Origin of the sequence: Erwinia plantamica (genome assembly GCF_043420595.1) — a bacterium.
Lineage (GTDB): Bacteria > Pseudomonadota > Gammaproteobacteria > Enterobacterales > Enterobacteriaceae > Erwinia > Erwinia aeris.
Map to the genome: position 1 here is coordinate 49,855 of NZ_JBGCUC010000014.1, position 24,116 is coordinate 73,970.

Sequence of the window (24,116 nt, forward strand, 5' to 3'; positions counted from 1 at the left end):
GCCCCCGAAAGGAAAGAAGAGAAAACAGTGGCGAAGAATATTCAGGCAATCCGCGGCATGAACGACTATCTGCCTGTGGATACCGCGGTGTGGCAGCGTATTGAACAAACCCTTAAGCAGGTGCTGGCCAGCTATGGCTACAGCGAAATCCGCACGCCGATTGTAGAGCAGACCCCGTTATTCAAACGCGCTATCGGTGAAGTCACCGACGTGGTTGAAAAAGAGATGTACACCTTCGACGATCGCAACGGCGAAAGCCTGACGCTGCGTCCTGAAGGCACGGCAAGCTGCGTGCGCGCCGGCATCGAGCACGGTCTGCTCTACAATCAGGAACAGCGCCTGTGGTATATCGGGCCGATGTTCCGCTACGAGCGTCCGCAGAAGGGCCGCTATCGTCAGTTCCATCAAATCGGTGCGGAAGTGTTTGGTCTTCAGGGGCCGGATATCGACGCCGAGCTGATTATGATGACCGCGCGCTGGTGGAAGTCGCTGGGCATTGCCGATCACGTCCGTCTGGAGCTGAACTCTATCGGTTCGCTGGAGGCGCGCGCCAGCTACCGCGATGCGCTGGTGGCTTTCCTGGAACAGCATAAAGAAGTGCTGGACGAGGATTGTAAACGCCGCATGTACAGCAATCCGCTGCGCGTGCTGGACAGCAAAAACCCGGACGTCCAGCAGCTGCTGAACGACGCGCCGGTGCTGGGCGACTATCTGGACGCTGACTCCCGCGAACACTTTGACGGTCTTTGCCAGCTGCTGGATGCCGCCGGTATCGCCTACACGGTGAACCAGCGCCTGGTGCGCGGCCTGGACTACTATAACCGTACCGTCTTTGAATGGGTGACCAGCAGCCTGGGCGCGCAGGGCACGGTGTGCGCTGGCGGCCGCTACGATGGGCTGGTCGAACAGCTGGGCGGTCGCGCTACGCCGGCCGTCGGTTTTGCGATGGGGCTGGAGCGTCTGGTGCTGCTGGTGCAGGCGGTGAATCCGGAATTTGAACCGACGCGCATTGTCGATGTCTATGTTATCGCTTCAGGGGCTGGCGTACAGTCTGCGGCGATGCAGCTGGCGGAAAAACTGCGCGATGCGGATCCGTCTCTGAAGCTGATGACCAATTTTGGCGGCGGCAACTTCAAGAAGCAGTTTGCCCGCGCGGACAAGTGGGGCGCACGCGTCGCGCTGGTGCTGGGCGAGGAAGAAGTGGCCAACAATCAGGTTGTCATCAAAGATTTGCGCAACGGCGAGCAGCAGAAGCTGGAGCAGCATGAGGCGGCAGCGACGCTGGCAGCAATGCTGAAGCAGACGGCCGCGATTTAAGGAGAGTTTGCGTGGAAGTGTATAGCAACGAAAACGAGCAGGTCGACGCGCTAAAAGGCTTTTTCGCGCAGAACGGCAAGGCGCTGGCTATCGGCGTGATTATCGGCATCGGCGCGCTGGCGGGCTGGCGCTACTGGAGCAGCCATCAGGACACCAGCAGCCGCGAAGTCTCGGCGACCTACCAGCAGGTTTCGGGCGCGCTGGACGCCAGCAAGCCGGAAACGCTGACGGCGGCGGCGAAATTCGCCGACAGCAACAGCAACACCTATGGCGCGCTGGCTTCGCTGGATGTGGCAAAACGCTATGTTGACAACAACGAGCTGGATAAAGCCGCCGCGCAGCTGCAAAGCGGCCTGAAGGCGACCAAAGACGCCAATCTGCAGGCGGTGTTGAACCTGCGCCTGGCGCGTATTCAGCTGCAGCAGAAGCAGCCGGATGCGGTACTGAAGACCCTGGATGCGATCAAGGGCGACGGCTGGACGGCTATCATTGCTGACGTACGCGGCGAAGCGCTGCTCAGCAAGGGCGACAGCAAGGGCGCTCGCGAAGCCTGGAGTAAAGGCATTGCTTCCAACGCCTCGCCGGCGCTGAAAGAGATGCTGCAGATGAAAATGAATAATTTGCCAGGTTAATAATTGCCGCAACGGGCTTAAGAGGGATTTCATGGAATTGCGTAAGATACTGCTGCCGGCACTGATTTCAGTCACGCTGCTCAGCGGATGTTCATGGTTCAGCGGTGAAGAAGACGTGGTCAAAATGTCGCCGCTGCCGAAAGTGGAAAATCAGTTTACCCCGGAAGAGGTCTGGAGCACGTCGGTAGGCGATGGCGTGGGCGATTACTACTCCAACCTGCATCCGGCCTGGTCTGAGAACACCGTTTACGCCGCCGATCGTTTCGGCGTGGTAAAAGCGCTGAACGCGGGCGACGGCAAAGAACTGTGGAAGGTCGATCTGTCGACCAAAACGGGCTTCTTCTCTAAGAACCTGCCCGCGCTGCTTTCCGGCGGCCTCTCTTACGACGGCGGTCACGTCTATGTCGGCAGCGAGCGCGGCCAGGTTTATGCGCTGAACAGCAGCGATGGTTCCATCGCCTGGCAGACCAAAGCGGCTGGCGAAGTGCTGTCGCGCCCGGTTGCCAGCGACGGTCTGGTGCTGGTGCATACCAGCAACGGCATGCTGCAGGGCCTGGATCAGAGCAGCGGCGTCGTAAAGTGGACGGTTAACCTTGACGTGCCGGCGCTGTCGCTGCGCGGTGAGTCCGCGCCTGCTACCGCCTTCGGTGCGGCTATCGTCGGCGGCGACAACGGTCGCGTCAGCGCGGTGATGATGAACCAAGGCCAGATTATCTGGCAGCAGCGTATCTCCCAGCCGGGCGGCGCGACGGAAATCGATCGTCTTGCCGATGTGGATACCACGCCGGTCGTCGTTGACGGCGTGGTTTACGCGCTGGCCTATAACGGCAGCCTGGCGGCGCTGGATCTGCGCTCAGGACAGGTGATGTGGAAACGCGAAATCGGCTCCGTAAACGATATGATCGTGGACGCGGGACGCATCTACCTGGTTGACCAGGACGATCGCGTAGTGGCCTTGAGCACCGATGGCGGCGTAACCCTGTGGCGTCAGAGCGATCTGCTGCACCGCAACCTGACCGCGCCGGTGCTTTATAATGGCTATCTGGTCGTAGGCGATAGCGAAGGCTACCTGCACTGGGTGAATACCACCGACGGCCGTTTTGTTGCGCAGCAGAAAGTGGACGGCTCTGGCTTCCAGACCTCGCCGGTGGTCGCCAGCGACAAGCTGCTGATCCAGGCGAAAGGCGGCGAAGTCTACGCTTTCACGCGCTAATACGCTGCCTGCACGTCGAAACGGCTCCTGATTGTTCAGGGGCCGTTTCGTTTTTTTACAGGCGTGGTATCCTCTACGCCTTCAGCCTGCGTGTGCGCCAGTAATCAAGTTGCAAGCGGTCAGGCGTTTAATTTTAGTAATGAGGCTTCAATATGGTACCTGTGGTCGCGCTGGTCGGGCGTCCCAATGTGGGAAAATCTACACTTTTTAACCGTCTTACGCGCACGCGAGATGCGCTGGTAGCGGATTTTCCTGGGCTAACCCGTGACCGTAAGTATGGTCGCGCCGAGGTCGAAGGGCGTGAGTTTATCTGCATTGATACCGGCGGTATCGATGGCAATGAAGAGGGCGTGGAAACCCGTATGGCCGAACAGTCGCTGCTGGCGATCGAAGAGGCCGACGTGGTGCTGTTTATGGTTGATGCGCGTGCAGGCCTGATGCCTGCCGATCAGGCCATTGCCCAACATTTGCGCTCACGCCAGAAACCCACTTTTCTGGTAGCCAACAAAACCGACGGCATGGATCCGGATTCCGCCGTGGTCGATTTCTATTCGCTGGGGCTGGGTGAAATCCATGCTATCGCCGCTTCGCACGGTCGTGGCGTTACCGGCCTGCTGGAAATGGTGCTGCTGCCGTGGATGGATGAGGTTGCGCCGCAGGCGGAGCTGACGGAAGAAGAAGAGAACGAAGCCTACTGGGCGGAGCTGGCGGCGAAAGAGAGCGGCGCAGAGCAGGAAGAAGAGGAAGACGACTTCAACCCGCTGGATCTGCCGATCAAGCTGGCTATCGTCGGTCGGCCTAACGTGGGTAAATCCACGCTGACTAACCGTATCCTCGGTGAGGATCGCGTTGTGGTTTACGATATGCCGGGCACCACGCGCGACAGCATCTATATCCCTATGGAACGCGACGGCCGCGAATATATCCTGATCGACACGGCAGGCGTGCGCAAGCGCGGCAAAATTACCGAAACGGTCGAGAAGTTCTCGGTGATCAAAACGCTACAGGCGATCGAAGACGCTAACGTGGTGATGCTGGTGATCGACGCCCACGAAGGGATTTCCGATCAGGATCTGTCGCTGCTCGGCTTTATCCTCAACAGCGGTCGCTCGCTGGTGATTGTGGTGAACAAATGGGACGGCCTGTCGCAGGAAGTGCGCGAAGAAGTTAAAGAAACCCTCGACTTCCGTCTTGGCTTTATCGATTTTGCCCGCGTGCACTTTATCTCCGCGCTGCACGGCAGCGGCGTAGGCAACCTGTTCGAATCGGTTACCGAAGCTTACGACTGCTCAACCCGTCGCGTGAATACCTCAATGCTGACCCGCATTATGAATATGGCAGCCGACGATCATCAGCCGCCGCTGGTGCGCGGTCGCCGCGTGAAGCTGAAGTATGCGCATGCCGGCGGCTACAACCCGCCGATAGTGGTGATCCACGGCAACCAGGTGAAAGATCTGCCGGATTCCTACAAGCGCTATCTGATGAACTACTTCCGCCGCTCGCTGGAAGTGATGGGTACGCCTATTCGCATCCAGTTTAAAGAAGGGGATAACCCTTTTGCCGGTAAACGCAACCTGCTGACGCCTAACCAGCAGCGTAAGCGCAAACGCCTGCTGAGCCATCTGAAAAAGAACAAACGCTGATTTGCGGGCGATGCCTTATCGCCCTGACAACGGTGTTTTCCGGGCCCGGCATTCTGTCGGGCTCGCTTTTTTGGGGTCGGAATTGATGTCGGCGAGCGGCTTTTCTCTTTGCGGGCCGCCAGCCGGTTACCTCTTTTCTTATTGCCCGACAAAGGCTGCTTCTTAAATGCGGCGGTGCAACTTTGTTTTATACTTATCAAATAAAACAGGAGAAAACGATGAGTGAACATTGCCCGATTTGCCAGCATCCCCTTGTCATCCAGGATGAACGGCTGTACTGCGCCAGCTGCCAGCGTGATTTTGCCGCCAAAGCTATCTGCCCTGATTGCGATCGGCCGCTACAGCTCCTCAAGGCCTGTGGCGCTACCGACTATTTTTGCCCTAACGGCGACGGCTTAATATCCAGAAAGCGGGTTGTCTTCAGGCCGCTGATTGAATCGCTGTAAGCGTATTAAAATAATGCTTCGCTCTGAATGCAGGTTGCTGCTAAGTGGCGAGGCCATTTTCATCAATTCTGCTTTTATTTCCCCGCCCTGAATCCGCTTTAACCCTTTCTTTTTTCGTACCGCCGCGTGCTGCTTATTAAGCTGGCGTGAACTATTATCCCGCGAAATTGTTTAGTAAAAGTTAAAATAAAGTACCAATAAATGTGCTTAATACGCACGAGTGTGAAGTTTGTTAATTTTGTGTGTAGTTATTTATGAACCGCGTGGTACAATTTTGCCGTTAGCGGTCGGCAGGCCGCCAACGCAGGACGGGGTCAACCCGTATCGCCTTGTTAAGCGTCTATAGCATAATGTTGAGTTGCTTTACGCCGCGCCCGTTTAAAATGGGTGCAGAAGCAGCCTGAGATTACGCTAAACGCTGTTTTCCAGGAGTGTTTTTCCATGTCTCAAACAAATGCCCGGTCGTCGAAATGGCTGGGCCTGTGGTGCGTTCTGCTGGGCCTGATCTTGCTGGCAACCGGCCTGTTCTTCGTGGTTGGTGGCGGAAAACTGCTGTCGCTGGGCGGCAGCTGGTATTTCATGATCGCCGGTATTTTGACCGTGATTGCCGCTATCCAGTTTTTCCGCCGCAAATCTTCCGCCGTTGCGGTTTACGCGCTGGTCTTTATCGGCACGGTAATCTGGGCGCTGCTGGAGGTCGGTCTGGATTTCTGGCCGCTGGTTTCGCGCCTGATGACCATCGCCGGGCTGATGCTGCTGGCCGTGATTACGCTGCCCGCGCTGCGCAGGCACGAAGGGAAATCTGCTGCGGCTAAGCCTGCTTATATTTCTGCTGCCGTGCTGGTTGTAGGCCTGGTGGCGACCTTTGTACAGATGTTCCAGCCGCACGCGCCGGTTGCCGACGGCAGCGAACTGCCGCTGGTGCCGGTAAATAAAGCGACCGAACAGAAAAACTGGGACAACTACGGCAATACGCCGGGCGGCAGCCGCTTTGTGGCGCTGGACCAGATCACGCGCGACAACGTGAAAGACCTGAAGATAGCCTGGACTTTCCGTACCGGCGATATTCCTGACAGCCCAACCGGCAACGGCGCGGAAGATCAGCAAACGCCTTTGCAGATTGGCGATGTGCTCTACCTTTGCACGCCGCACAACAACGTGATCGCGGTCAACGCCGACACGGGGAAAAAGATGTGGGAACACGTGGTGAATGCGCAGGCAGAGGTCTGGAACCGCTGTCGCGGCCTGGCTTACTTTGACGCCACTCAGCCACTGAAACAGCCTTCAGTGCCTGGCTCTACGCCGGTGCCGCAGGCCGTGCTGCCTGCGGGCGACAGCTGCCAGCGTCGTCTGCTGATGAATACCATCGATGCGCGCCTGATGGCTATCAACGCCGACAATGGCGAACTGTGCCAGAACTTTGGCGACCACGGTGTGGTTGACCTGAAAGCGGGCCTGGGCGAAGCGCAGGATCCAAAATATCAGCTGACCTCTGCGCCAACGCTTGCGGGCACCACCGTTGTGGTCGGCGGCCGCGTTGCGGATAACGTCCAGACCGATATGCCTGGCGGCGTGATCCGTGGCTTTGACGTGATTACCGGCCAGATGCGCTGGGCCTTTGATACGGGCAATGACGATCCGAATGCAAAACTGCAGCCGGGCCAGAACTATGCCCGCAGCACGCCTAATTCCTGGGCGCCGATGTCCTACGATCCCGCGATGAATACCGTGTTTATGCCAATGGGCAGTTCGTCGGTCGATCTGTATGGCGCAACGCGTACCGCGCTGAACCATAAATATGGCGCTTCCATTCTGGCGGTCGATGCGACTACCGGCAAAGAGAAGTGGGTTTACCAGACCGTGCACAACGATCTGTGGGACTTTGACCTGCCGATGCAGCCAAGCCTGATCGACTTCCCGATGAAGGATGGCACCAGCAAACCGGCCGTAGTGATTGGCACCAAAGCGGGCCAGATCTACGTGCTGGATCGTCTGACCGGCAAGCCGCTGACCGAAGTGAAAGAAGTACCGGTTAAAAAAGGCAATATCCCGAACGAGCAGTATACGCCAACTCAGCCTAAGTCTGTCGGCATGCCGCAGATTGGCGCGGAAACGCTGAAAGAGTCTGATATGTGGGGCGCTACGCCGTTCGATCAGCTTGCCTGCCGCGTGGCCTTTAAATCCATGCGCTACGATGGCCTGTACACCGTGCCGGGCACCGACAAAGCCCTGAGCTTCCCTGGCTCGCTGGGCGGCATGAACTGGGGCAGCCTGTCTACCGATCCGAACAATCACTACATCTTCGTCAACGACATGCGTCTTGGCCTGTGGGTGCAGATGATCCCGGCCAATACCGGCGCTACCGCTCGCGGCAGCAACGGCGGGGAAGCGATCAACACCGGCATGGGTGCGGTGCCGCTGAAAGGCACGCCTTATGCGGTAAACAAAAACCGCTTTATGTCGCCGCTGGGCATTCCTTGCCAGAAACCGCCGTTCGGTACGCTCTCTGCTATCGATCTGAAAACGCAGAAGCTGGTATGGCAGGTTCCGGTTGGTACGGTGCAGGATACCGGCCCGTTCGGCATCAAAATGCACGCGCAGATGCCGGTAGGGATGCCGACGCTGGGCGGCACGCTGGCTACGCAGGGCGGCCTGGTGTTTATCGCGGGCACGCAGGATTACTATCTGCGCGCGTTTGACACGGCTACCGGTAAAGAGGTGTGGAAAGCACGTCTGCCGGTTGGCAGTCAGGGCGGCCCCATTAGCTACAAGTCGCCGAAAACAGGCAAGCAGTACATCCTGATTTCAGCCGGCGGCGCGCGTCAGTCTCCGGATCGCGGCGACTACGTAATTGCTTACGCGCTGGATAAATAAGCGCGATAATAAAAAGCCCCGCCAGCAACGGCGGGGCTTTTTTCTGGCTACTGGCCATCGTGCCAGAGCTGCACCAGCTCGGGCGGCGCCAGATCCTCAGGGATTAGGATCACCAGATTGCCGACCTGCTGCCGCGTGGCATAGCTGATTTCGATACGGTAATAGCGCTGATCGCCTCTTCCGGCGCGGCTTTGCTCTCCCGGCGGTTCTCCCAGCCGCAGTGCATGGCGCAATACGCTGCACACATGTTCCCGCTGCGGAGGATCCAGTTGGGCCAGCGCGATGCGTCTTGGGCTGGACAGTTTAGGGATAAAAGCAAAACCGCCTTCGCGCGCCACGTCGATGACCGCGTCGTCGCTCAGTTCCGGAAGTGAATTCATAACACGCCAACCTCCTTCCAGGCATTTTCAATGGCCTGACCTACCGATTTATTAAAACGTTTCTGACCGTGATTAACAGTATACTGCGCGAAAGTTTTAAAGTCGGCATTCTGTGGCAGCGTTTTATCGCATACCGTATCGTACCAGGCGTAGCCGGCCAGCTCCCAGGCGTAGCCGCCGAGCGTCTTCGCGGCCAGATAGAAAGCGCGATTGGGAATGCCGGAGTTCAGATGCACGCCACCGTTGTCTTCGCGCGTCTGGATATAGCCTTTCATATCCGCAGGCTGAGGATCTTTGCCCAGCAGCGGATCGTCGTAGGCCGTTCCCGGCGCCGACATAGAGCGTAGTCCTTTGCCGTTAATGCCTTTGGCCAGCAGCCCTTCGCCGATTAGCCAGTCCGCCTGATCGGCCGTCTGCTTGCGGCTGAACTGCTTAACCAGCGAGCCAAACACGTCCGACAGCGATTCATTCAGCGCGCCCGCCTGCTCAAAATAGATCAGGCCGGCTTCGGTTTCCGTTACGCCGTGCGCCAGCTCGTGGCCGACCACATCCAGCGCGATGGTAAAACGATTGAAAATTTCGCCGTCGCCGTCGCCGAACACCATTTGCTGACCGTTCCAGAAGGCGTTCTGATAGTCTTTGCCATAGTGCACGGTGCCTTTCAGCGTCAGCCCCTGATTATCCAGGGAATTACGCTTATAGGCCTGCCAGAAAAAGTCGTAGGTGACGCCAAGATAGTCGTAAGCCTCATTGGCGGCAACGTCGTTATTGCCTGACTGGCCTTCGCTGCGCACCAGCGTGCCGGGAAGATTTTGGGTCTGCTCTGAATCATAGATTTCCCGCTGGACCTGACCCGGCGCGGCAGTTTTTGCCCCGTCCGGTTTGACCCAGGTTTCCGCCATCAGCGTCTGCACGTGCGCCAGAGTCTGGCGCGCGCAGCTCTGCTGCAGGCCGGAGCCGTTATCAATGATTTTGCTCAGCATATAGGGAGGGATGACGCCGTAATGCATACCATGCTCCTTGGTCCATCGTAAATGTCCAAAAAGTATAGTGGCTGCTTTGCGTACGCGCTTAACAACACTGGAGCATGTTTCGCATTAACGCAGTAGGTCGTTTTCTGCTATTCCATAATAGCAAGAGAGAATGTATCCTTTCTTTACCCCAACAGTAAGTAAGGATATTTACTATGTTTGCAGAAACCACGGCAGCCATCACAGCAGCTAAAGAAGCCTATGCTCTTGTCAAAGTATTGAAGGACGCCAGGGAACAGTCGGTTATTGATAAGGCGACTGGAGAATTACATGAGAAAATCACAGAATTACAAATGCTTAATGCAGAACTCGCGAGCCTGTACCACGCGGAGAAACAGGTCACCATGCAACTCACTGAGGAAAATGCTCAGATCAAGATGTTTGCTCTGCAATCTTCTCAATACGAAATTCACACGATGGAGTCCGGTTCTACGGTATATCGGCTTAAGGCAGTACCTGACCCTGATATGAAAACGCATTACCTTTGTGCAAACTGCTACCAGAAAAGAGAAATATCGATACTTCAGCCGACCGGAAAAGTAATAGCAGATTCTGCATCTAATTATTGTAAGCAGAGCCTTTGTCCCGCTTGCGGTACTACATTTCTTATGCACAGGCTCCCCAAAAAAGAAAAATACATTCCGCAACCAATATCCAGAAAAGGGGGATGGTAACTTTGTAGATACGGAAATGGGTTTTAGAATATAAATGGAGCGCCCTGACGCATCACAGCGATAATTACATGGCATATCCACCGCAGTTCTAAAAGGGAAAGCGCCGAGGGTAAGTCCATTATTGGGAAGTGTCATATACACAAAAATCCGCGGCCATTACTATATAAAAGCAAGCCAGTGATGAAAAACTTCACCCCTGTCAGCAATTTCTTCGTCGTCTTTTTCGGCCAGGACAGCGATGAATATGGAGACAGTTATTCAGAGATTGTTGACGCTGCTTTCAAAATTTATCTCGAAGACGGCCCGCATTATCTTGATAATTTAATTCGTAATATCGATGATTTTCGGCGTACTTATCCAGATAATGAAACGGCCGCAGTAGCGCTGAATGAATTAACGCGAGGTTCCGCAGGTGACACAAGGGAATATACTCCGACGCTTATTGGTTTTCTTGATTGGTTATCAGCCTACCTCAAAAAAAAGCGGGATGGCATCTGATTTTTTGAACATCCGCTCTTTTTCCGGATCTTATTTAATCCAGACTGGGGAGACGCATACCCTTAAATCGTAGATACGTATCTTGAGTATCAGGATGTGATTGAAAAATTTATTAAGCAAGTTGACGCGTTTTTAAAACGATTATCCAGATAATAAATCAGCAATCTCCGCCCTTCAGCTGCGCCGCCATCAGCATCTGCACGTGCGCCAGAGTCTGACGCGCGCAACTCTGCCGCAGGCCGGAGCCGTTATCAATGATTTTGCGCAGAATATAGGGAGAGATGACGCCATAATGCATACCATGCTCCCTGGTCCATCGTAAATGTCCTTTGCGTACCCGCATAAACAAGCCTGCGGCGCGTCCCGCATTTTTAAAACAGCGATTTTCTTTTGGTTTCTTCAGAGGGTAGATTTGTTTACGGCAATGCTGAATGGCGAAAAGGACGCTTGATATGTGGTCTTGTTGTGTCCACAATATCAGGCGGAGCTACCCCGACCATTTAGCCTTGACCGAAGGAGTAAATATGAACGCAGATGCACTGGTAAAGGCTCGTATCCCGCAAGATATCAAGGAACGAGCCGTCGCTGCCCTTAACAAAATGGGCCTCAGCACATCGGATGTAATCCGCATGGTAATGATCCGCGTGGCGGACGAAGGCCGTCTTCCTTTTGAGGTAAAAACCCCAAATGTGGCTACCCAGGCTGCTATGGAAGAGCTGGATAATGGCCACGGAGAACGCTTTGAATCCGCTGACGCTCTGTTTAAGGACACAGGGATCTGATGTTAAAACCGGTACTGGCGAGTGCCTTCAAAGGAGATATAAAAAGACAGCAACGACGCGGCAAAGATATGACCCGACTGAAAATATTAATCACGTTGTTGGCCGAGGGGAGGAAGATCCCCTCTGAATATGAAGATCATCCTTTGCAGGGCACCTGGCGCGGCTACCGCGATGCGCATATCGAAGGCGACTGGATCTTGATTTACAAAGTCGTAGGTAACGATCTCAAACTCGCAAGAACCGGTACGCATCAGGATATCTTCAGCAGCGCCTGAGGTGAGAAACCCGAAGGCGGCGAAGCGATATGTCTGCCAAAAGCCTCACGCCTTTTTAGCGCGGGCTTTTTTAACGGGCGTGACCGCCGTGACTTCGCTCTCTACCCAGCCGTCGCTCAGCCGGGTTTTCAGCCTGTCGCCCGCCTTCAGCTGCGCGGCCTTTTTAATGGCCTGACCGTCGGCTGCCGTAGTGACGCTGAAACCGCGCGCCAGCGTCGCCAGCGGGCTGACGCCTTCCAGCTGGGCCGCCAGCGTGGCGAACTGCTGTTTGCCGCCGTTGAGCTGCGCCTGCATCGCCTGCTGTAAACGGTAGCGCCACTGCTGAAGCTGCTGCTGCGCGCGATAAAGCCGGTTCTGCGGCTGCGTGGCGGCAAGCCGCTGCGTAGCCTGTTCCTGCTGACGAGCGGCCTGGCGCAGCCGCAGCTGCATGGCGTCATCCAGCCTGCGGTGGAGCCGCATCAGCGTCGTCTGCTGGCGCGCCAGCCGTAGCTGGGGATGCTGCTGCTGTAAACGGTGGTGCAGGCGGGTAAAGGTGCGGTTCTGCTGCGCAAGATAGTAGTCCATCGCCATTTCCAGCCTTGTCTGCTGCGACTGAAGCTGGCGCAGCAGCTCAAGCTGGTTGCGGCTGACCAGCTCCGCTGCCGCAGAAGGCGTTGGCGCGCGCAGATCCGCAACGAAGTCGGCGATAGTCACGTCGGTTTCGTGCCCTACGGCGCTGACGATAGCGATGCGGCTGGCGAAAATTGCCCGTGCCACGCGCTCGTCGTTGAAGCTCCACAGATCCTCCAGCGAGCCGCCGCCGCGTCCGACGATCAGCACGTCACACTCTGCGCGCTGGTTGGCCAGCTCAATCGCCCGCACAATGCTGGCTGGCGCATCCGCCCCTTGAACCGGCGTGGGATAAATCACCACCGGCAGGGAAGGGTCGCGGCGGTGTAAAACCCGCAGCACATCGTGCAGCGCCGCGCCGGTGGCAGAGGTGATCACGCCTACCTGGCGTGCAGGATCGGGCAGCGGCTGCTTATGACTCTGTTCAAACAGGCCTTCGCTCGTCAGCTTTTGCTTCAGCTGTTCAAACTGCTGCTGAAGCAGGCCGTCGCCGGCAGGCTGCATACTTTCAGCAATCAGCTGATAGTCGCCGCGCGGTTCATAAAGCGTGATGGTGGCCCTGACCAGCACCTGCTGGCCGTTTTGCGGACGAAAGGTTACGCGGCGGTTACTGTTGCGGAACATCGCGCAGCGTACCTGTGCGCCGTCGTCCTTCAGCGTAAAATACCAGTGGCCGGAAGAGGGCTGGGAAAAGTTAGAGATCTCGGCGCTCAGCCAGACCTGGCCCATCTCCATTTCCAGCAGCTTGCGCACCGTGGTATTCAGGCGGCTGACGGTAAAAATATTGGCGGTTGGCGGTAGCGACATGTGATAGAGATCAAACTTTAAATCAGAGGGTTAATTAACCGATACTACATGCCTGACGGGAGGGATCAAGAGTTTTTCGTAAATAATGCTGGAGGCAATCGATTACGCCCTGTATAATGCCGCGGCAATATTTTACAAGTTCTCATTCACCCTGAGGTTGAGATATTGCCATGCTAAGAATCGCTAAAGAAGCCCTGACATTTGACGACGTGCTGCTCGTTCCCGCTCATTCGACTGTGTTGCCTAATACGGCCGACCTCAGTACCCAGCTTACCAAAACCATTCGCCTGAATATTCCTATGCTCTCTGCGGCTATGGACACCGTGACCGAAGCGGGCCTGGCTATTGCGCTGGCGCAGGAAGGCGGGCTGGGCTTTATTCATAAAAATATGTCCATCGAGCGCCAGGCGGAAGAAGTTCGCAAGGTGAAGAAACATGAAAGCGGCGTGGTGACCGATCCGCAAACCGTGCTGCCCACTACGGCGCTGAGCGAAGTGAAGCTGCTGACCGAGCGTAACGGCTTTGCGGGCTATCCGGTGGTTAACGGCGACAACGAGCTGGTAGGTATCATCACCGGCCGCGACGTGCGTTTCGTCACCGATATGAGCCTGCCGGTTTCGGCGGTCATGACGCCAAAAGAGCGTCTGGTCACCGTACGCGAAGGCGAAGCGCGTGAAGTCGTGCTGCAAAAGATGCACGAAAAACGCATCGAAAAAGCGCTGGTGGTGGACGATGCTTTCCATCTGCTGGGCATGATCACCGTTAAAGATTTCCAGAAAGCCGAACGCAAGCCTAACGCCTGTAAAGACCAGGAAGGTCGTCTGCGCGTCGGCGCAGCGGTAGGCGCGGGCGCGGGCAACGAAGAGCGCGTGGACGCGCTGGTCGCGGCTGGCGTTGACGTGCTGCTGATTGACTCTTCTCACGGCCACTCTGAAGGCGTATTGCAGCGTATCCGTGAAACCCGTGCTAAATATCCTGACCTGCAGATCCTCGGCGGCAACGTCGCGACCGGCGCTGGCGCGCTGGCGCTGGTTGAGGCTGGCGTAAGTGCGGTGAAAGTGGGTATCGGCCCTGGCTCCATCTGTACCACCCGTATCGTCACCGGCGTGGGCGTGCCGCAGATCACTGCAGTTTCTGACGCGGTCGCCGCGCTGGAAGGTACCGGTATTCCTGTTATCGCCGACGGCGGCATTCGCTTCTCCGGCGACATCGCCAAGGCGATTGCGGCTGGCGCCAGCGCGGTGATGGTCGGCTCTATGCTGGCGGGCACCGAAGAATCGCCGGGCGAAATCGAACTGTATCAGGGCCGCTCGTTCAAATCCTATCGCGGCATGGGCTCGCTGGGCGCGATGTCCAAAGGCTCTTCCGACCGTTACTTCCAGACCGATAACGCGGCGGACAAGCTGGTGCCGGAAGGTATCGAAGGTCGCGTGGCCTATAAAGGCCGTCTGAAAGAGATCGTACATCAGCAGATGGGCGGCCTGCGCTCCTGTATGGGTCTGACCGGCTGCGGCACCATCGAAGCTCTGCGCACCAAAGCGGAATTCGTTCGCATCAGCGGCGCGGGCATCACCGAAAGCCACGTGCACGACGTCACCATTACCAAAGAGTCGCCAAACTACCGCATGGGTTCCTGATAACCCGGCCCGATGCCCGGCGCTGACCGGGCATTTTACTTAATCCCTGTATTTGTTTATCGCTCTGGAATAGCCCAATGACCACGGAAAATATCCATAAACACCGCATCCTGATCCTTGATTTCGGCTCGCAGTATACGCAGCTGGTGGCACGCCGCGTGCGCGAGCTGGGCGTCTACTGTGAACTTTGGGCGTGGGACGTCACTGAAGAGCAGATCCGCCAGTTTAATCCAAACGGCATCATTCTTTCCGGCGGCCCGGAAAGCACCACCGAACACAACAGCCCGCGCGCGCCGGAATACGTTTTCAACGCGGGCGTGCCGGTATTCGGCGTTTGCTACGGGATGCAGACCATGGCGCTGCAGCTTGGCGGCAAGGTGGAAGGCTCCAGCGAGCGCGAGTTTGGCTATGCGCAGGTAGAAGTTGGCGTGGACAGCGCGCTGACTCGCGGCATTGAAGATTCCCTGAGCGCGGACGGCAAACCGCTGCTGGACGTCTGGATGAGCCACGGCGACAAAGTTACCGCTATCCCGTCCGATTTTGTGACCGTTGCCAGCACCGAAAGCTGCCCGTTCGCCATTATGGCTAACGAAGAGAAGCGCCTGTACGGCGTGCAGTTCCACCCGGAAGTGACGCACACGCGTCAGGGCCAGCGGATGCTGGAGCGTTTTGTGCTGGATATCTGCCAGTGTGAAGCGCTGTGGACGCCGGCAAAAATCATCGAAGACGCGGTTGAGCGTCTGCGCGTGCAGGTGGGCAACGACAGGGTGATCCTGGGCCTGTCTGGCGGCGTGGACTCTTCCGTGACCGCGATGCTGCTGCACCGCGCCATCGGCGATCGTCTGACCTGCGTATTCGTCGACAACGGCCTGCTGCGCCTGAACGAAGCGGAGCAGGTGCTGGAGATGTTCGGCGATCACTTTGGCCTGAACATTGTCCACGTGGAAGGCGAAAAACGTTTCCTGGACGCGCTGGCGGGCGTCGACGAGCCGGAAGCCAAGCGAAAAATCATTGGCCGCGTCTTCGTGGAAGTGTTCGATGAAGAGGCGCTGAAGCTGGAAGACGTGAAGTGGCTGGCGCAGGGCACCATCTATCCGGACGTGATCGAATCCGCCGCTTCTGCTACCGGCAAAGCGCACGTTATCAAGTCGCACCACAACGTGGGCGGCCTGCCGAAAGAGATGAAGATGGGCCTGGTTGAACCGCTGCGTGAGCTGTTCAAAGACGAAGTGCGTAAAATCGGCCTGGAGCTTGGTCTGCCGTACAACATGCTTTACCGTCATCCGTTCCCTGGACCGGGTCTGGGCGTGCGCGTGCTGGGCGAAGTAAAGAAAGAGTATTGCGATCTGCTGCGTCGCGCCGATGCGATCTTTATCGAAGAGCTGCACAAGGCCGATCTGTATAACAAGGTCAGCCAGGCGTTCACCGTGTTCCTGCCTGTACGTTCAGTAGGCGTGATGGGCGACGGGCGTAAGTATGACTGGGTGGTTTCGCTGCGTGCGGTAGAAACCATCGACTTTATGACCGCGCACTGGGCGCATCTGCCTTATGAGTTCCTGGGCCGCGTCTCTAACCGCATCATCAATGAAATCAACGGTATTTCCCGCGTGGTTTACGACATCTCCGGCAAGCCGCCGGCGACGATCGAGTGGGAATAGTACTGTAGTTAACCGCCTGTTTTTATACCTGGAATAAAAACAGGCGGTGGTTTTTCTGCGTCATCAATCGTTTTGGTGCGCAGTGCAGGCCTCATCAGAAAAGCCCCTCGAAACCCTGTTCAGTTAGTTAATGCTGACAGGGTATCAGGCACGCTTGTCCGCTCAACGCAGCAAGCGAAAAGTCTCACGCACATGGTCGGTAAGCACTGCCGGGTTTTCCATCGCGGCAAAGTGGCCGCCGTGCTCAGCTTCCGCAAAGAACCTCAAATCCTCGAAACGCGCCTGCGCCCAGCGCCGTGAGAGACGAAGCAGCTCGCCCGGAAACATGCTCACGCCCGCAGGGGTGGGGATGGCAGAAGCGGGACCTTGCTGTTGCATTTCACGTATTCCTTCCCAGTAGAAGCGGACCGAGCTTGGGCCGGCGTTAGGCAGCCAGTACAGCATGATGTCATCGATCAGGGCGTTGATGTCGATTGCCCGCTCAGGCTCGCCGCCGCTGTCGGAGGCGTCCTGAAATAGCGCGTATATCCATGCGGCCAGGCCCACGGGGGAGTCTGCCAGGGCAAAACCTACCGACTGCGGCCGGGTGCTTTGCACCTTCATATAGCCCGAAAGCTCCTGGTCGTAGCGTTGCGCATCAGCCAGCATGCGCTGCTCTTCAGGGGTGGCCTGCGCGATTTCATCCTGGGTCGGCTGATACATCACCATGTTCAGGTGAATGCCGACCAGGCCTGGCGGGCGCATATGCCCCAGAGCGGTGGTCACGGCCGATCCCCAGTCTCCACCCTGGGCAGCCCAGCGCTGGCCATAGCCCAAACGCGCCATTAGCTGCACCCAGGCGCTGGCGGTTTTACCCACGCCCCATCCCGGGGAAGTTGGCTTATCACTGAAACCAAAACCCGGTAGCGCAGGGATAACCAAATGGAACGCATCGCTGGCTTGCCCCCCATAGGCCGTAGGGTCGGTAAGCGGGCCGATCATTGCCCTGAATTCAAGAACAGAGCCTGGCCACCCGTGGGTCATCAGCAAGGGAAGGGCGTCAGAATGGGGCGAGCGAATATGCAGAAAGTGAATGCCGAGGCCGTCGATCTCAGTGCGGCTGCTGTTCCACTGGTTGAGCTGGGTTTCAGTGGCGCGCCAGTCATAGTCTTTTTGCCAGTGCGCTACCAGAGCGCGAAGACGTTCAAGCTTCGGCCCCTGGCTGTTGTCGCTTACGGTTTCCGGATCTGGCCACCGGGTTTGCGCCAGGCGCTGGGCCAGATCGTCAAGCTGCGTCTGGGGAATGTGAATGGGGAAGGACTCTACAGGACTGGTCATCGTTTGATTCCTTGCATAGAGGTGTGGGCCAGTGTGTCGCGGATGGAAGCCCATTCCCGCAGGCTATGGCGTGAGCCGCTATCTTGCAAACCCTGCCGGGCGGGAAAGGGGGTTTACGCGCAGGCGTTAGCGCGCGCTACGCTGATAAGGGTGGACAGCGTCCCGATATTGCCGGGTGGTGTGATCCATAAAGCACCTGTTGGTTAGTGGATGCGGATGAGTAAAGCAACGGTTATACGTGTTGATTCCTGACGTTACCGTTTAATTAACGAACAAACAAGGCATGGATAAGTTGCAGGCCATATCGTTGACCCAATTTGGACTTTATTATCTTGTCCTGCCGGGCGGGAGTAGCGCCATACTGCTAACGCCATCGGCTACCCGCTGGCGTAGCGGAAAGTCGCCGTTATCGCTGCCATAACCAGAGCTTTGCAGGCGCGCGCAACAGCTTCTCATCAGCGGCATCCTGCTCTCTACAGCAGCGCGTCCGGCCCTCTGAAGGCCCGACGCCATTCGCTGGGGCTGACGGCAAACCGGTGTTTAAAATTCTGTCGGAACGATACCGGCGTCTGAAATCCCGACATGGCTGCCACCACCTCAATACTGTGATCCGTCGACTCCAGCAGCACCTGGCTGCGCTGAAGCCGCTCGCTGATCAGCCAGTCGCTCAGCGTCAGGCCGGTAGCGGCAAAAAAGTGGCGGGTCAGGGTGCGGCGGCTCATATTGCAAAAGGCCGCCAGCGAATCGATAGTGTGCGGTCTTTCGAGGTTTCTGCGCAGATAGCCGATCAGTTCGTTAATCGCATTATCGCGAGTGGTTTCCGGGACGGGACGCTCGATATACTGCGCCTGTCCGCCTTCCCGATAGGGCGGCATCACCATGCGCCTGGCGACCTTGTTGGCTAACACGCTGCCATAACGATCGCGCACGATACTCAGGCAGCAGTCGATGCCGGCAGCCGTCCCGGCGGAAGTGGTCAGGCGTTCATCAGTGATATAAAGCGCGTTGGTATCAAGATGCACCTGCGGGAAGCGTTCCGTGAAGTCTTTTTCATATTCCCAGTGCGTAGCCGCGCGTCGGTTTTCCAGCAGTCCTGCATAGGCCAGCACGTAGGTGCCCAGACATAATCCCACCACCTCTGCGCCGCGCCGCCAGGCTGCTTTTAGCGCGCTGAGCAGCGCCGGAGAGGGTTTCTCTTCCGGACGATCCCAGAAAGGCACCACGATAATATCGGCCTTTTCCAGCAGCGCCAGCCCGTGTTTTACATTAATAAACAGGCCAATATCGGACAGAACGTTGCCGGGCGTTTCCGCACAGATTTGCAGATCGAAGCGATCCGGCTCGGGCAGCGCCTTGCCGAAAACGATACAGGGGACGGAAAAGTGAAAGGTGCTGACTCCGGCAGTGGCAATCACGGCAACAACAGGAACGGTCACGTTTTTTCTCCTGACTGGGCTGGGAACCCGCCGAACTGAGCAGGTTCCCCAAAAGCATCAGAATACCAGCGTTTCGCCATCTTCAGGCGCGCACACGCTCTGTTGCATACCTTTTTGCTGAGCAAACTCACGGATTTCCGCGCGGGTCAGCACGCAGTGATTAACGGCTTCCAGATGCGAAGCCACGATCGTCGCCTCCGGCAGCATTTGGTGAGTACGCAGGATATCTTCGGTGCCCATAATAATGGCGCCATAACCGTCGACCTGAGCAAAACCGGCATTAAGCACCACGACGTCCGGCCGGTGGCTTTGCAGGCTTTCCTCATAGGGTTTCACCCAGATAGTATCGCCGGCGATATACAGCACTTTTTCATCGGCGTGGCGGAACACCAGGCCGCAGGCATCACCCAGCATGGCAGCCATTTCCGGGTTTGCATAGGCTTCATCGCTGCCGTGCTGCCCGCCCGTTTTAATGATAGTAATGCCTTCATAGCTGTTTTCCGTCGTCAACACGCGAACGTTGGTAAAGCCCTGGCTGCGGATCAGCGTGGCATCAGCATCGTGCTGGGTAAAAATAAGCTTGTCGTCAGGAATAAGCTGCTGCGCCGCATCGTCCCAGTGGTCGGGATGGGTATGGGTCACGATCACCGCATCGACGTTCAGCAGGGTATCCACGGCAACCGGCAGCGCCACCAGCGGGTTACGCAGATGCGGACGTGCCGTTCCGGGAAAGCCCGGCCAGGCTTCTTTGTCCGCCAGCATAGGATCGATAAGAAATTTTTTCCCCGCATATTCAAGAATAAGCGTGGCGTTACGGATTTGCGTCAGTTTCATCGTTTCTTCCTTCTGTAGTCTTTTTCCGCGTAGCGAAAGGCTTTTAAGCAGGTACGGAAGCAGTATAGGGAGGATAAACAGCGAGGCGTGAGTAGCCCGATGGTCAATAAGCGATGAGATTGGGCCAACCTGAAAGTGAGGGTGTGCCGGGGCGTTTCGATCAGGATCGCAGCTGAATCAGCCTGCCTTTCCAGCGCACTATGCCTTTGCTATCAAGCAAATACCGCGACAACTATGGCCGTTCTGAAGCAACAGCGCACAAATTACCTGGCGATCCTTTTGCAAGCGACAGGAAAATCTGCCAGGATTATCTAGTGCACTAGATAATCAACCAACAGATATTACGAGATGACCATTAACAAACAACGCCGGGAAATAGGCACCGAGCTTTCCTTTGCCCTTTACGGGGCGGCAAACAGGATGAACCGGATGCATAAACCTTTCCTCGATCCGCTGGGGCTGACCTTCCCGCAGTATCTGGTGATGCTGGAATTGTTTAACGGAACGCCCCGATCGGTAGGGGATTTGGGCGGCAGGCTGGGGATGGATACGGGCACCATTACGCCGCTCCTGAAGCGGTTGGAAGCGGCGGGGAAAGTATCCCGCCGACGCGATCCAAAAGACGAACGTCGGGTGCTGGTCACGCTGACAGAGAGCGGAGAGGCGCTGCGTGACACCCTGTGGGCCGTGACCGATCAAATCAGATCGGCCTGCAAACTGACGGAAGCAGGGCTGGTTCAGCTACGCGACACGCTCAATGACTTTGCCCATCCGGCAGCCGAATAACCCCTCAGCAATCAGGAGACATTTATGAATATCGGCATTATTGGCGCGGGAAATATCGGCGCCACACTGGCAGCCAAACTCTCTGCCTGCGGCCATAGCGTCAGGCTGGCAAATTCACGGGGGCCGGAAACCATCGCCGAGGTCGCCCGCAAGGCTGGCGCAACGGCGGTGACGCGGGAAGAGGCCGTCAAAGGCGCCGACGCCGTTATCCTGTCAACGCCCTTTACCGCTCACCAGGGTCTGGCCGAACTGTTGAAAACCGTGCCGGCCAGCGTACCGGTTATCGATACCTCTAACTACTATCCGTTTCGGGATGATGCTATTCCCGCTCTCGCGCAAGGTAAGCCGGAAAGCGTTTGGGCCAGCGAGCAGGCAGGCAGGCCGCTGATTAAAGCCTGGAATGCCGTGCTGGCGGCTACCCTGGCTGACAAGGGGATGCCTGTGGGCGTAACCGAACGGATTGCCATTCCGGTCGCTGGCGATGATGAAACAGCCAAACGCATCGCGATGGCGCTGGTCAGCGATACCGGGTTTGATGCCGTGGATGCCGGTAGCCTCGCGGAGTCCTGGCGTCAGCAGCCCGGTACGCCAGCCTACTGTACAGAACTTAGCGCAGCGGCGCTGAAGAAGGCGCTGCTGGCGGCAGATAAAGAACGTGCCCCCGTAAACCGCGAGGCGCTGCTGAAAGAGTTTATGTCTGCCAGCGAACCGCTGACCCACGAGCATATCGTTGCCCGCAACCGGGCAGTGACGGCATAACGCCGTTTGCACAATGACAATAATCACGGCGTTCGGGCTGTAGATATCGCCAAAGACACGCCGTATTGGAGAACGCTGCCCCGAGCGGCAGCCAATAAGACAGGAGAGAACCATGAACCCTTCATCCCCTTTGAAAATCGGTATTCTCGGTACAGGTCATATAGGCAAAACCCTGGTCCGTAAGCTGGCCGCCGCCGGGCACCAGGTGAAGGTCGCCAACTCGCGCGGGCCGGAAACCATCGAGGCAGAAACGCTTGCCACGGGCGCCCAGGCGGTAAGAACAGAAGAGGCCGTTAACGATATTGACGTCCTGATCCTTTCTATTCCGCTCGTCCGCATTCCGGACGTGGCGCCGCTTATTCGCGCGCTGCCTTCCGGCGTTGTGGTGGCGGATACCTCCAATTATTATCCGCACCGGGATCTGAAAATCGACGCTATCGAAAATGGCCAGCCAGAAAGCCTGTGGGTGTCAGAGCAGATCGGTCGACCCGTGATCAAAGCCTGGAACGCCATCGGCTCGGGATCTTTTGCCGAAAAGGGCATGCCGCAAGGCGCGGCGGATCGCATTGCGATACCGGTTGCCGGCGATGATGAGGCGAGTCGGCAGCTGATTATGCGTCTGGTGAATGATACCGGCTTCGATGCTTTTGACGCCGGCAGCCTGGCGGATTCCTGGCGTCAGCAGCCTGGCTCGCCGGTTTACTGCACGGATTTGCACTATGATGAGATCCCGGCGGCGTTGGCCGAGGCCGATATCTCTCGTCTGCCGAAAAGAAGAGATCTTGCCGTTGCTGTTTTCCAGGAGCGGGCTGGCGACTCGGTTACCAATCCGAACGCGGACTTTGGCGTCCAGGTATCGCGGATAATCTTCAGGTAAGCGAACCACAAATCTTAAAGTCCTGGCAGCGTGGCGTCTTTTCAGAGGATGTCGGGCGAGGATAAAAGAGTGGCCGTGGGGCGCGGGTACAAAGTGAACAGGCTTTGTGCGCGCGCCCCGGACGATACCGTTACTTATGCAGTAAAAAAATCGTCGCCAGGCCCAGGAAAATGAAAAAGCCGCCGGTATCGGTCAGCGCAGTGATCAGAACGCTGGAGCCGACTGCCGGATCGCGTTTTAGTTTGGTCATAATCAGCGGAATAAGGACGCCCATCAGCGCCGCCAGCAGCAGATTCAGCACCATCGCCAGCATCATGACGCCGCCCAGCGCCGGATTGCCGTACATCGCCCAGGTGACGCCGCCCATAATACCGCCCCAGCAAAGACCGTTAATCAATGCCACGCCCAGTTCGCGCGCGATCAAAAACGAAAAGTTGCCCGGTTCGACCTGATGCAGCGCCAGCGCGCGCACGATCATGGTAATGGTCTGATTGCCGGTATTGCCGCCGATCCCGGCTACAATCGGCATCAGCGTCGCCAGCGCCACCAGCTGGGAAATCGTATCCTCAAACAGGCCGATCACGCGTGAGGCGACAAAGGCTGTACAGAGGTTAACCGCCAGCCATGTCCAGCGAGTGCGTACCGCTTTCCTGACCGGGGCAAAAACGTCCTCGTCAGGGTTTACGCCGCCCATCTTACGAATATTGCTGTCGTTCGCCTCGTTAACCAGGTCGATAACGTCTTCGATGGTGACGCGCCCCATCAGCTTGCCTTTGGCATCGATAACGGCGGCAGAGATCAGATCGTAACGCTCAAATGCGCCCGCCGCGTCTTCAGCCTTGTCATCCAGCCGAAAGGTTACCGGCCTGTCGTTCATCACCTCGAAAACCCGCTTGCCGGGCTTGTTCAGCAGAATATCCATCAGCGTCAGCTCGCCCAGCAGCATATTGTTTTCGTCGGTAATAAAAAGCTTATCGGTGCCTTCCGGCATCACTTTCTTCCGTCGCAGATAGCGCTGTACGGTTGCAAGCTTGATGTCGGCCGGTACGGTAACCAGCTTAAAATCCATGATGCGCCCGACGCGGTCGCGGTCGAAATCCATCACTTCCAGCACGCGTGAACGCTGCGCCGGATCGAGCGAGGTCAGCAGCCGGCCCGTTAAATCACGCGATAAATACTTGGCGAGATAAACCTGTTCATCAATATCCAGCGGTTCGATCGCCTGGAGCAGATCGCGATCGCTCATCTCCTCGATCAGGCTTTCCCAGACGTTTTCAGACGCTTCGACCAGCACTTCGCCGCGTCGGTTGGTACCGACCAGCTGCCAGAGCGCCTGGCGTTCCTCTTCCGGCAGCGCTTCCAGCAGGTCGGCGATATCCGCCGCGTGCAGCAGCGGCAGGTAGTCTCTCAGCTCCTGCACCTGCTCCTGATGCGCTGCAGCTTCCGCTTCGCTTTGTTTCAGCGGTTTGCGGAGCAGCGTATCCACGAGGTCGTTGTCGTTGAGCAGAAGATTAAGTATACGGTTACGGATTTCAGCAAGCTGCTGAGCATGTGACTGAGCTACAGACATAAAAATTCCCTTGTGTCTGGCAAAAGCGGACAAAGAAGTAAGTATTGCTTAATTTGGGCGG

General features: G+C 57.0%; 22 protein-coding genes and 1 pseudogene. 15 read left to right on the top strand and 8 right to left on the bottom strand.

What is annotated here, in order from left to right; translation table 11 throughout:
• Positions 1–27: 27 nt before the first annotated feature.
• The 6 genes from hisS to AB3U87_RS15330 all read left to right on the top strand — a co-directional run bounded on the left by hisS (position 28) and on the right by AB3U87_RS15330 (position 8,125).
• A complete protein-coding gene (gene hisS / locus AB3U87_RS15305) occupies positions 28–1,317 on the top strand; it encodes a histidine--tRNA ligase (RefSeq protein WP_253459318.1) in 1,290 nt (429 codons plus the stop codon).
• Positions 1,318–1,328: 11 nt separating this feature from the next.
• Positions 1,329–1,949 (top strand): YfgM family protein, encoded by a 621-nt coding sequence (locus AB3U87_RS15310; protein WP_253459321.1) that lies wholly within the window; start codon positions 1,329–1,331, stop codon positions 1,947–1,949.
• A gap of 31 nt (positions 1,950–1,980) precedes the next feature.
• Positions 1,981–3,162, top strand: a complete 1,182-nt coding sequence (gene bamB, locus AB3U87_RS15315; protein WP_394149618.1) for an outer membrane protein assembly factor BamB — start codon at positions 1,981–1,983, stop codon at positions 3,160–3,162.
• Between the two features lie 152 nt (positions 3,163–3,314).
• Positions 3,315–4,805 carry a ribosome biogenesis GTPase Der gene (der, locus tag AB3U87_RS15320; RefSeq protein ID WP_301252036.1) on the top strand — a complete coding sequence of 497 codons (1,491 nt, stop codon included), beginning with the start codon at positions 3,315–3,317 and terminating at the stop codon, positions 4,803–4,805.
• A gap of 218 nt (positions 4,806–5,023) precedes the next feature.
• Positions 5,024–5,251: a zinc ribbon domain-containing protein gene (locus tag AB3U87_RS15325; protein WP_253459330.1), complete on the top strand. Its 228-nt coding sequence runs from the start codon at positions 5,024–5,026 to the stop codon at positions 5,249–5,251.
• Between the two features lie 441 nt (positions 5,252–5,692).
• Positions 5,693–8,125 carry a glucose/quinate/shikimate family membrane-bound PQQ-dependent dehydrogenase gene (locus AB3U87_RS15330; protein WP_394149621.1) on the top strand — a complete coding sequence of 811 codons (2,433 nt, stop codon included), beginning with the start codon at positions 5,693–5,695 and terminating at the stop codon, positions 8,123–8,125.
• Between the two features lie 47 nt (positions 8,126–8,172).
• Here AB3U87_RS15330 and AB3U87_RS15335 read toward each other — a convergent pair whose 3' ends face one another.
• Positions 8,173–8,505 (bottom strand): protealysin inhibitor emfourin, encoded by a 333-nt coding sequence (locus AB3U87_RS15335; protein ID WP_125289534.1) that lies wholly within the window; start codon positions 8,503–8,505, stop codon positions 8,173–8,175.
• Positions 8,502–9,515: a M4 family metallopeptidase gene (locus tag AB3U87_RS15340; protein WP_394149623.1), complete on the bottom strand. Its 1,014-nt coding sequence runs from the start codon at positions 9,513–9,515 to the stop codon at positions 8,502–8,504. The genes AB3U87_RS15335 and AB3U87_RS15340 overlap by 4 nt, the downstream gene beginning before the upstream one ends.
• Positions 9,516–9,691: 176 nt before the next feature.
• On the opposite strand from AB3U87_RS15340, the gene AB3U87_RS15345 reads away from it, so the two are divergent.
• Positions 9,692–10,210, top strand: a complete 519-nt coding sequence (locus tag AB3U87_RS15345) for a hypothetical protein (protein ID WP_394149625.1) — start codon at positions 9,692–9,694, stop codon at positions 10,208–10,210.
• A gap of 180 nt (positions 10,211–10,390) precedes the next feature.
• Positions 10,391–10,708, top strand: a complete 318-nt coding sequence (locus AB3U87_RS15350) for a contact-dependent growth inhibition system immunity protein (RefSeq protein ID WP_394149627.1) — start codon at positions 10,391–10,393, stop codon at positions 10,706–10,708.
• A 187-nt stretch (positions 10,709–10,895) separates the two neighbouring features.
• Here AB3U87_RS15350 and AB3U87_RS15355 read toward each other — a convergent pair.
• Positions 10,896–11,006: pseudogene (locus tag AB3U87_RS15355) on the bottom strand (protealysin propeptide domain-containing protein); the annotation flags it as partial.
• Between the two features lie 226 nt (positions 11,007–11,232).
• Here AB3U87_RS15355 and AB3U87_RS15360 point away from each other — a divergent pair.
• A complete protein-coding gene (locus tag AB3U87_RS15360) occupies positions 11,233–11,490 on the top strand; it encodes a type II toxin-antitoxin system RelB/DinJ family antitoxin (RefSeq protein ID WP_253459348.1) in 258 nt (85 codons plus the stop codon).
• Positions 11,490–11,765: a type II toxin-antitoxin system YafQ family toxin gene (locus tag AB3U87_RS15365; RefSeq protein WP_253459350.1), complete on the top strand. Its 276-nt coding sequence runs from the start codon at positions 11,490–11,492 to the stop codon at positions 11,763–11,765. The genes AB3U87_RS15360 and AB3U87_RS15365 overlap by 1 nt, the downstream gene beginning before the upstream one ends.
• Before the next feature lie 45 nt (positions 11,766–11,810).
• Here the strand turns inward: AB3U87_RS15365 and xseA are convergent, their stop codons facing one another.
• A complete protein-coding gene (xseA, locus tag AB3U87_RS15370) occupies positions 11,811–13,181 on the bottom strand; it encodes an exodeoxyribonuclease VII large subunit (protein ID WP_394149630.1) in 1,371 nt (456 codons plus the stop codon).
• Positions 13,182–13,351: 170 nt separating this feature from the next.
• Here xseA and guaB point away from each other — a divergent pair, with 170 nt between their 5' ends.
• Entirely contained in the window at positions 13,352–14,818 is a 1,467-nt protein-coding gene (gene guaB, locus AB3U87_RS15375) for an IMP dehydrogenase (RefSeq protein ID WP_253459355.1), read from the top strand.
• A 77-nt stretch (positions 14,819–14,895) separates the two neighbouring features.
• Positions 14,896–16,476: a glutamine-hydrolyzing GMP synthase gene (guaA, locus tag AB3U87_RS15380; protein WP_253459358.1), complete on the top strand. Its 1,581-nt coding sequence runs from the start codon at positions 14,896–14,898 to the stop codon at positions 16,474–16,476.
• 162 nt (positions 16,477–16,638) lie between these two features.
• Here guaA and AB3U87_RS15385 read toward each other — a convergent pair whose 3' ends face one another.
• From AB3U87_RS15385 to AB3U87_RS15395, 3 genes are all read right to left on the bottom strand, one after another.
• Complete coding sequence (locus AB3U87_RS15385; protein ID WP_253459360.1) at positions 16,639–17,793, bottom strand: epoxide hydrolase family protein; 1,155 nt, start codon at positions 17,791–17,793, stop codon at positions 16,639–16,641.
• Positions 17,794–18,266: 473 nt separating this feature from the next.
• Positions 18,267–19,229 carry a GlxA family transcriptional regulator gene (locus AB3U87_RS15390; protein ID WP_394149633.1) on the bottom strand — a complete coding sequence of 321 codons (963 nt, stop codon included), beginning with the start codon at positions 19,227–19,229 and terminating at the stop codon, positions 18,267–18,269.
• Positions 19,230–19,286: 57 nt separating this feature from the next.
• The gene (locus tag AB3U87_RS15395) at positions 19,287–20,063 is read right to left on the bottom strand and encodes an MBL fold metallo-hydrolase (RefSeq protein ID WP_301730799.1); all 777 of its coding nucleotides are present in this window, start codon (positions 20,061–20,063) and stop codon (positions 19,287–19,289) included.
• 429 nt (positions 20,064–20,492) lie between these two features.
• On the opposite strand from AB3U87_RS15395, the gene AB3U87_RS15400 reads away from it, so the two are divergent.
• From AB3U87_RS15400 to AB3U87_RS15410, 3 genes are all read left to right on the top strand, one after another.
• Entirely contained in the window at positions 20,493–20,849 is a 357-nt protein-coding gene (locus tag AB3U87_RS15400; protein WP_253459366.1) for a MarR family winged helix-turn-helix transcriptional regulator, read from the top strand.
• Positions 20,850–20,873: 24 nt separating this feature from the next.
• Positions 20,874–21,608 carry an NADPH-dependent F420 reductase gene (locus AB3U87_RS15405; protein ID WP_370734369.1) on the top strand — a complete coding sequence of 245 codons (735 nt, stop codon included), beginning with the start codon at positions 20,874–20,876 and terminating at the stop codon, positions 21,606–21,608.
• 112 nt (positions 21,609–21,720) lie between these two features.
• Positions 21,721–22,485 (top strand): NADPH-dependent F420 reductase, encoded by a 765-nt coding sequence (locus AB3U87_RS15410; RefSeq protein WP_301252014.1) that lies wholly within the window; start codon positions 21,721–21,723, stop codon positions 22,483–22,485.
• 130 nt (positions 22,486–22,615) lie between these two features.
• Here AB3U87_RS15410 and mgtE read toward each other — a convergent pair whose 3' ends face one another.
• A complete protein-coding gene (gene mgtE / locus AB3U87_RS15415; protein ID WP_125289544.1) occupies positions 22,616–24,055 on the bottom strand; it encodes a magnesium transporter in 1,440 nt (479 codons plus the stop codon).
• Between the last annotated feature and the right edge of the window lie 61 nt (positions 24,056–24,116).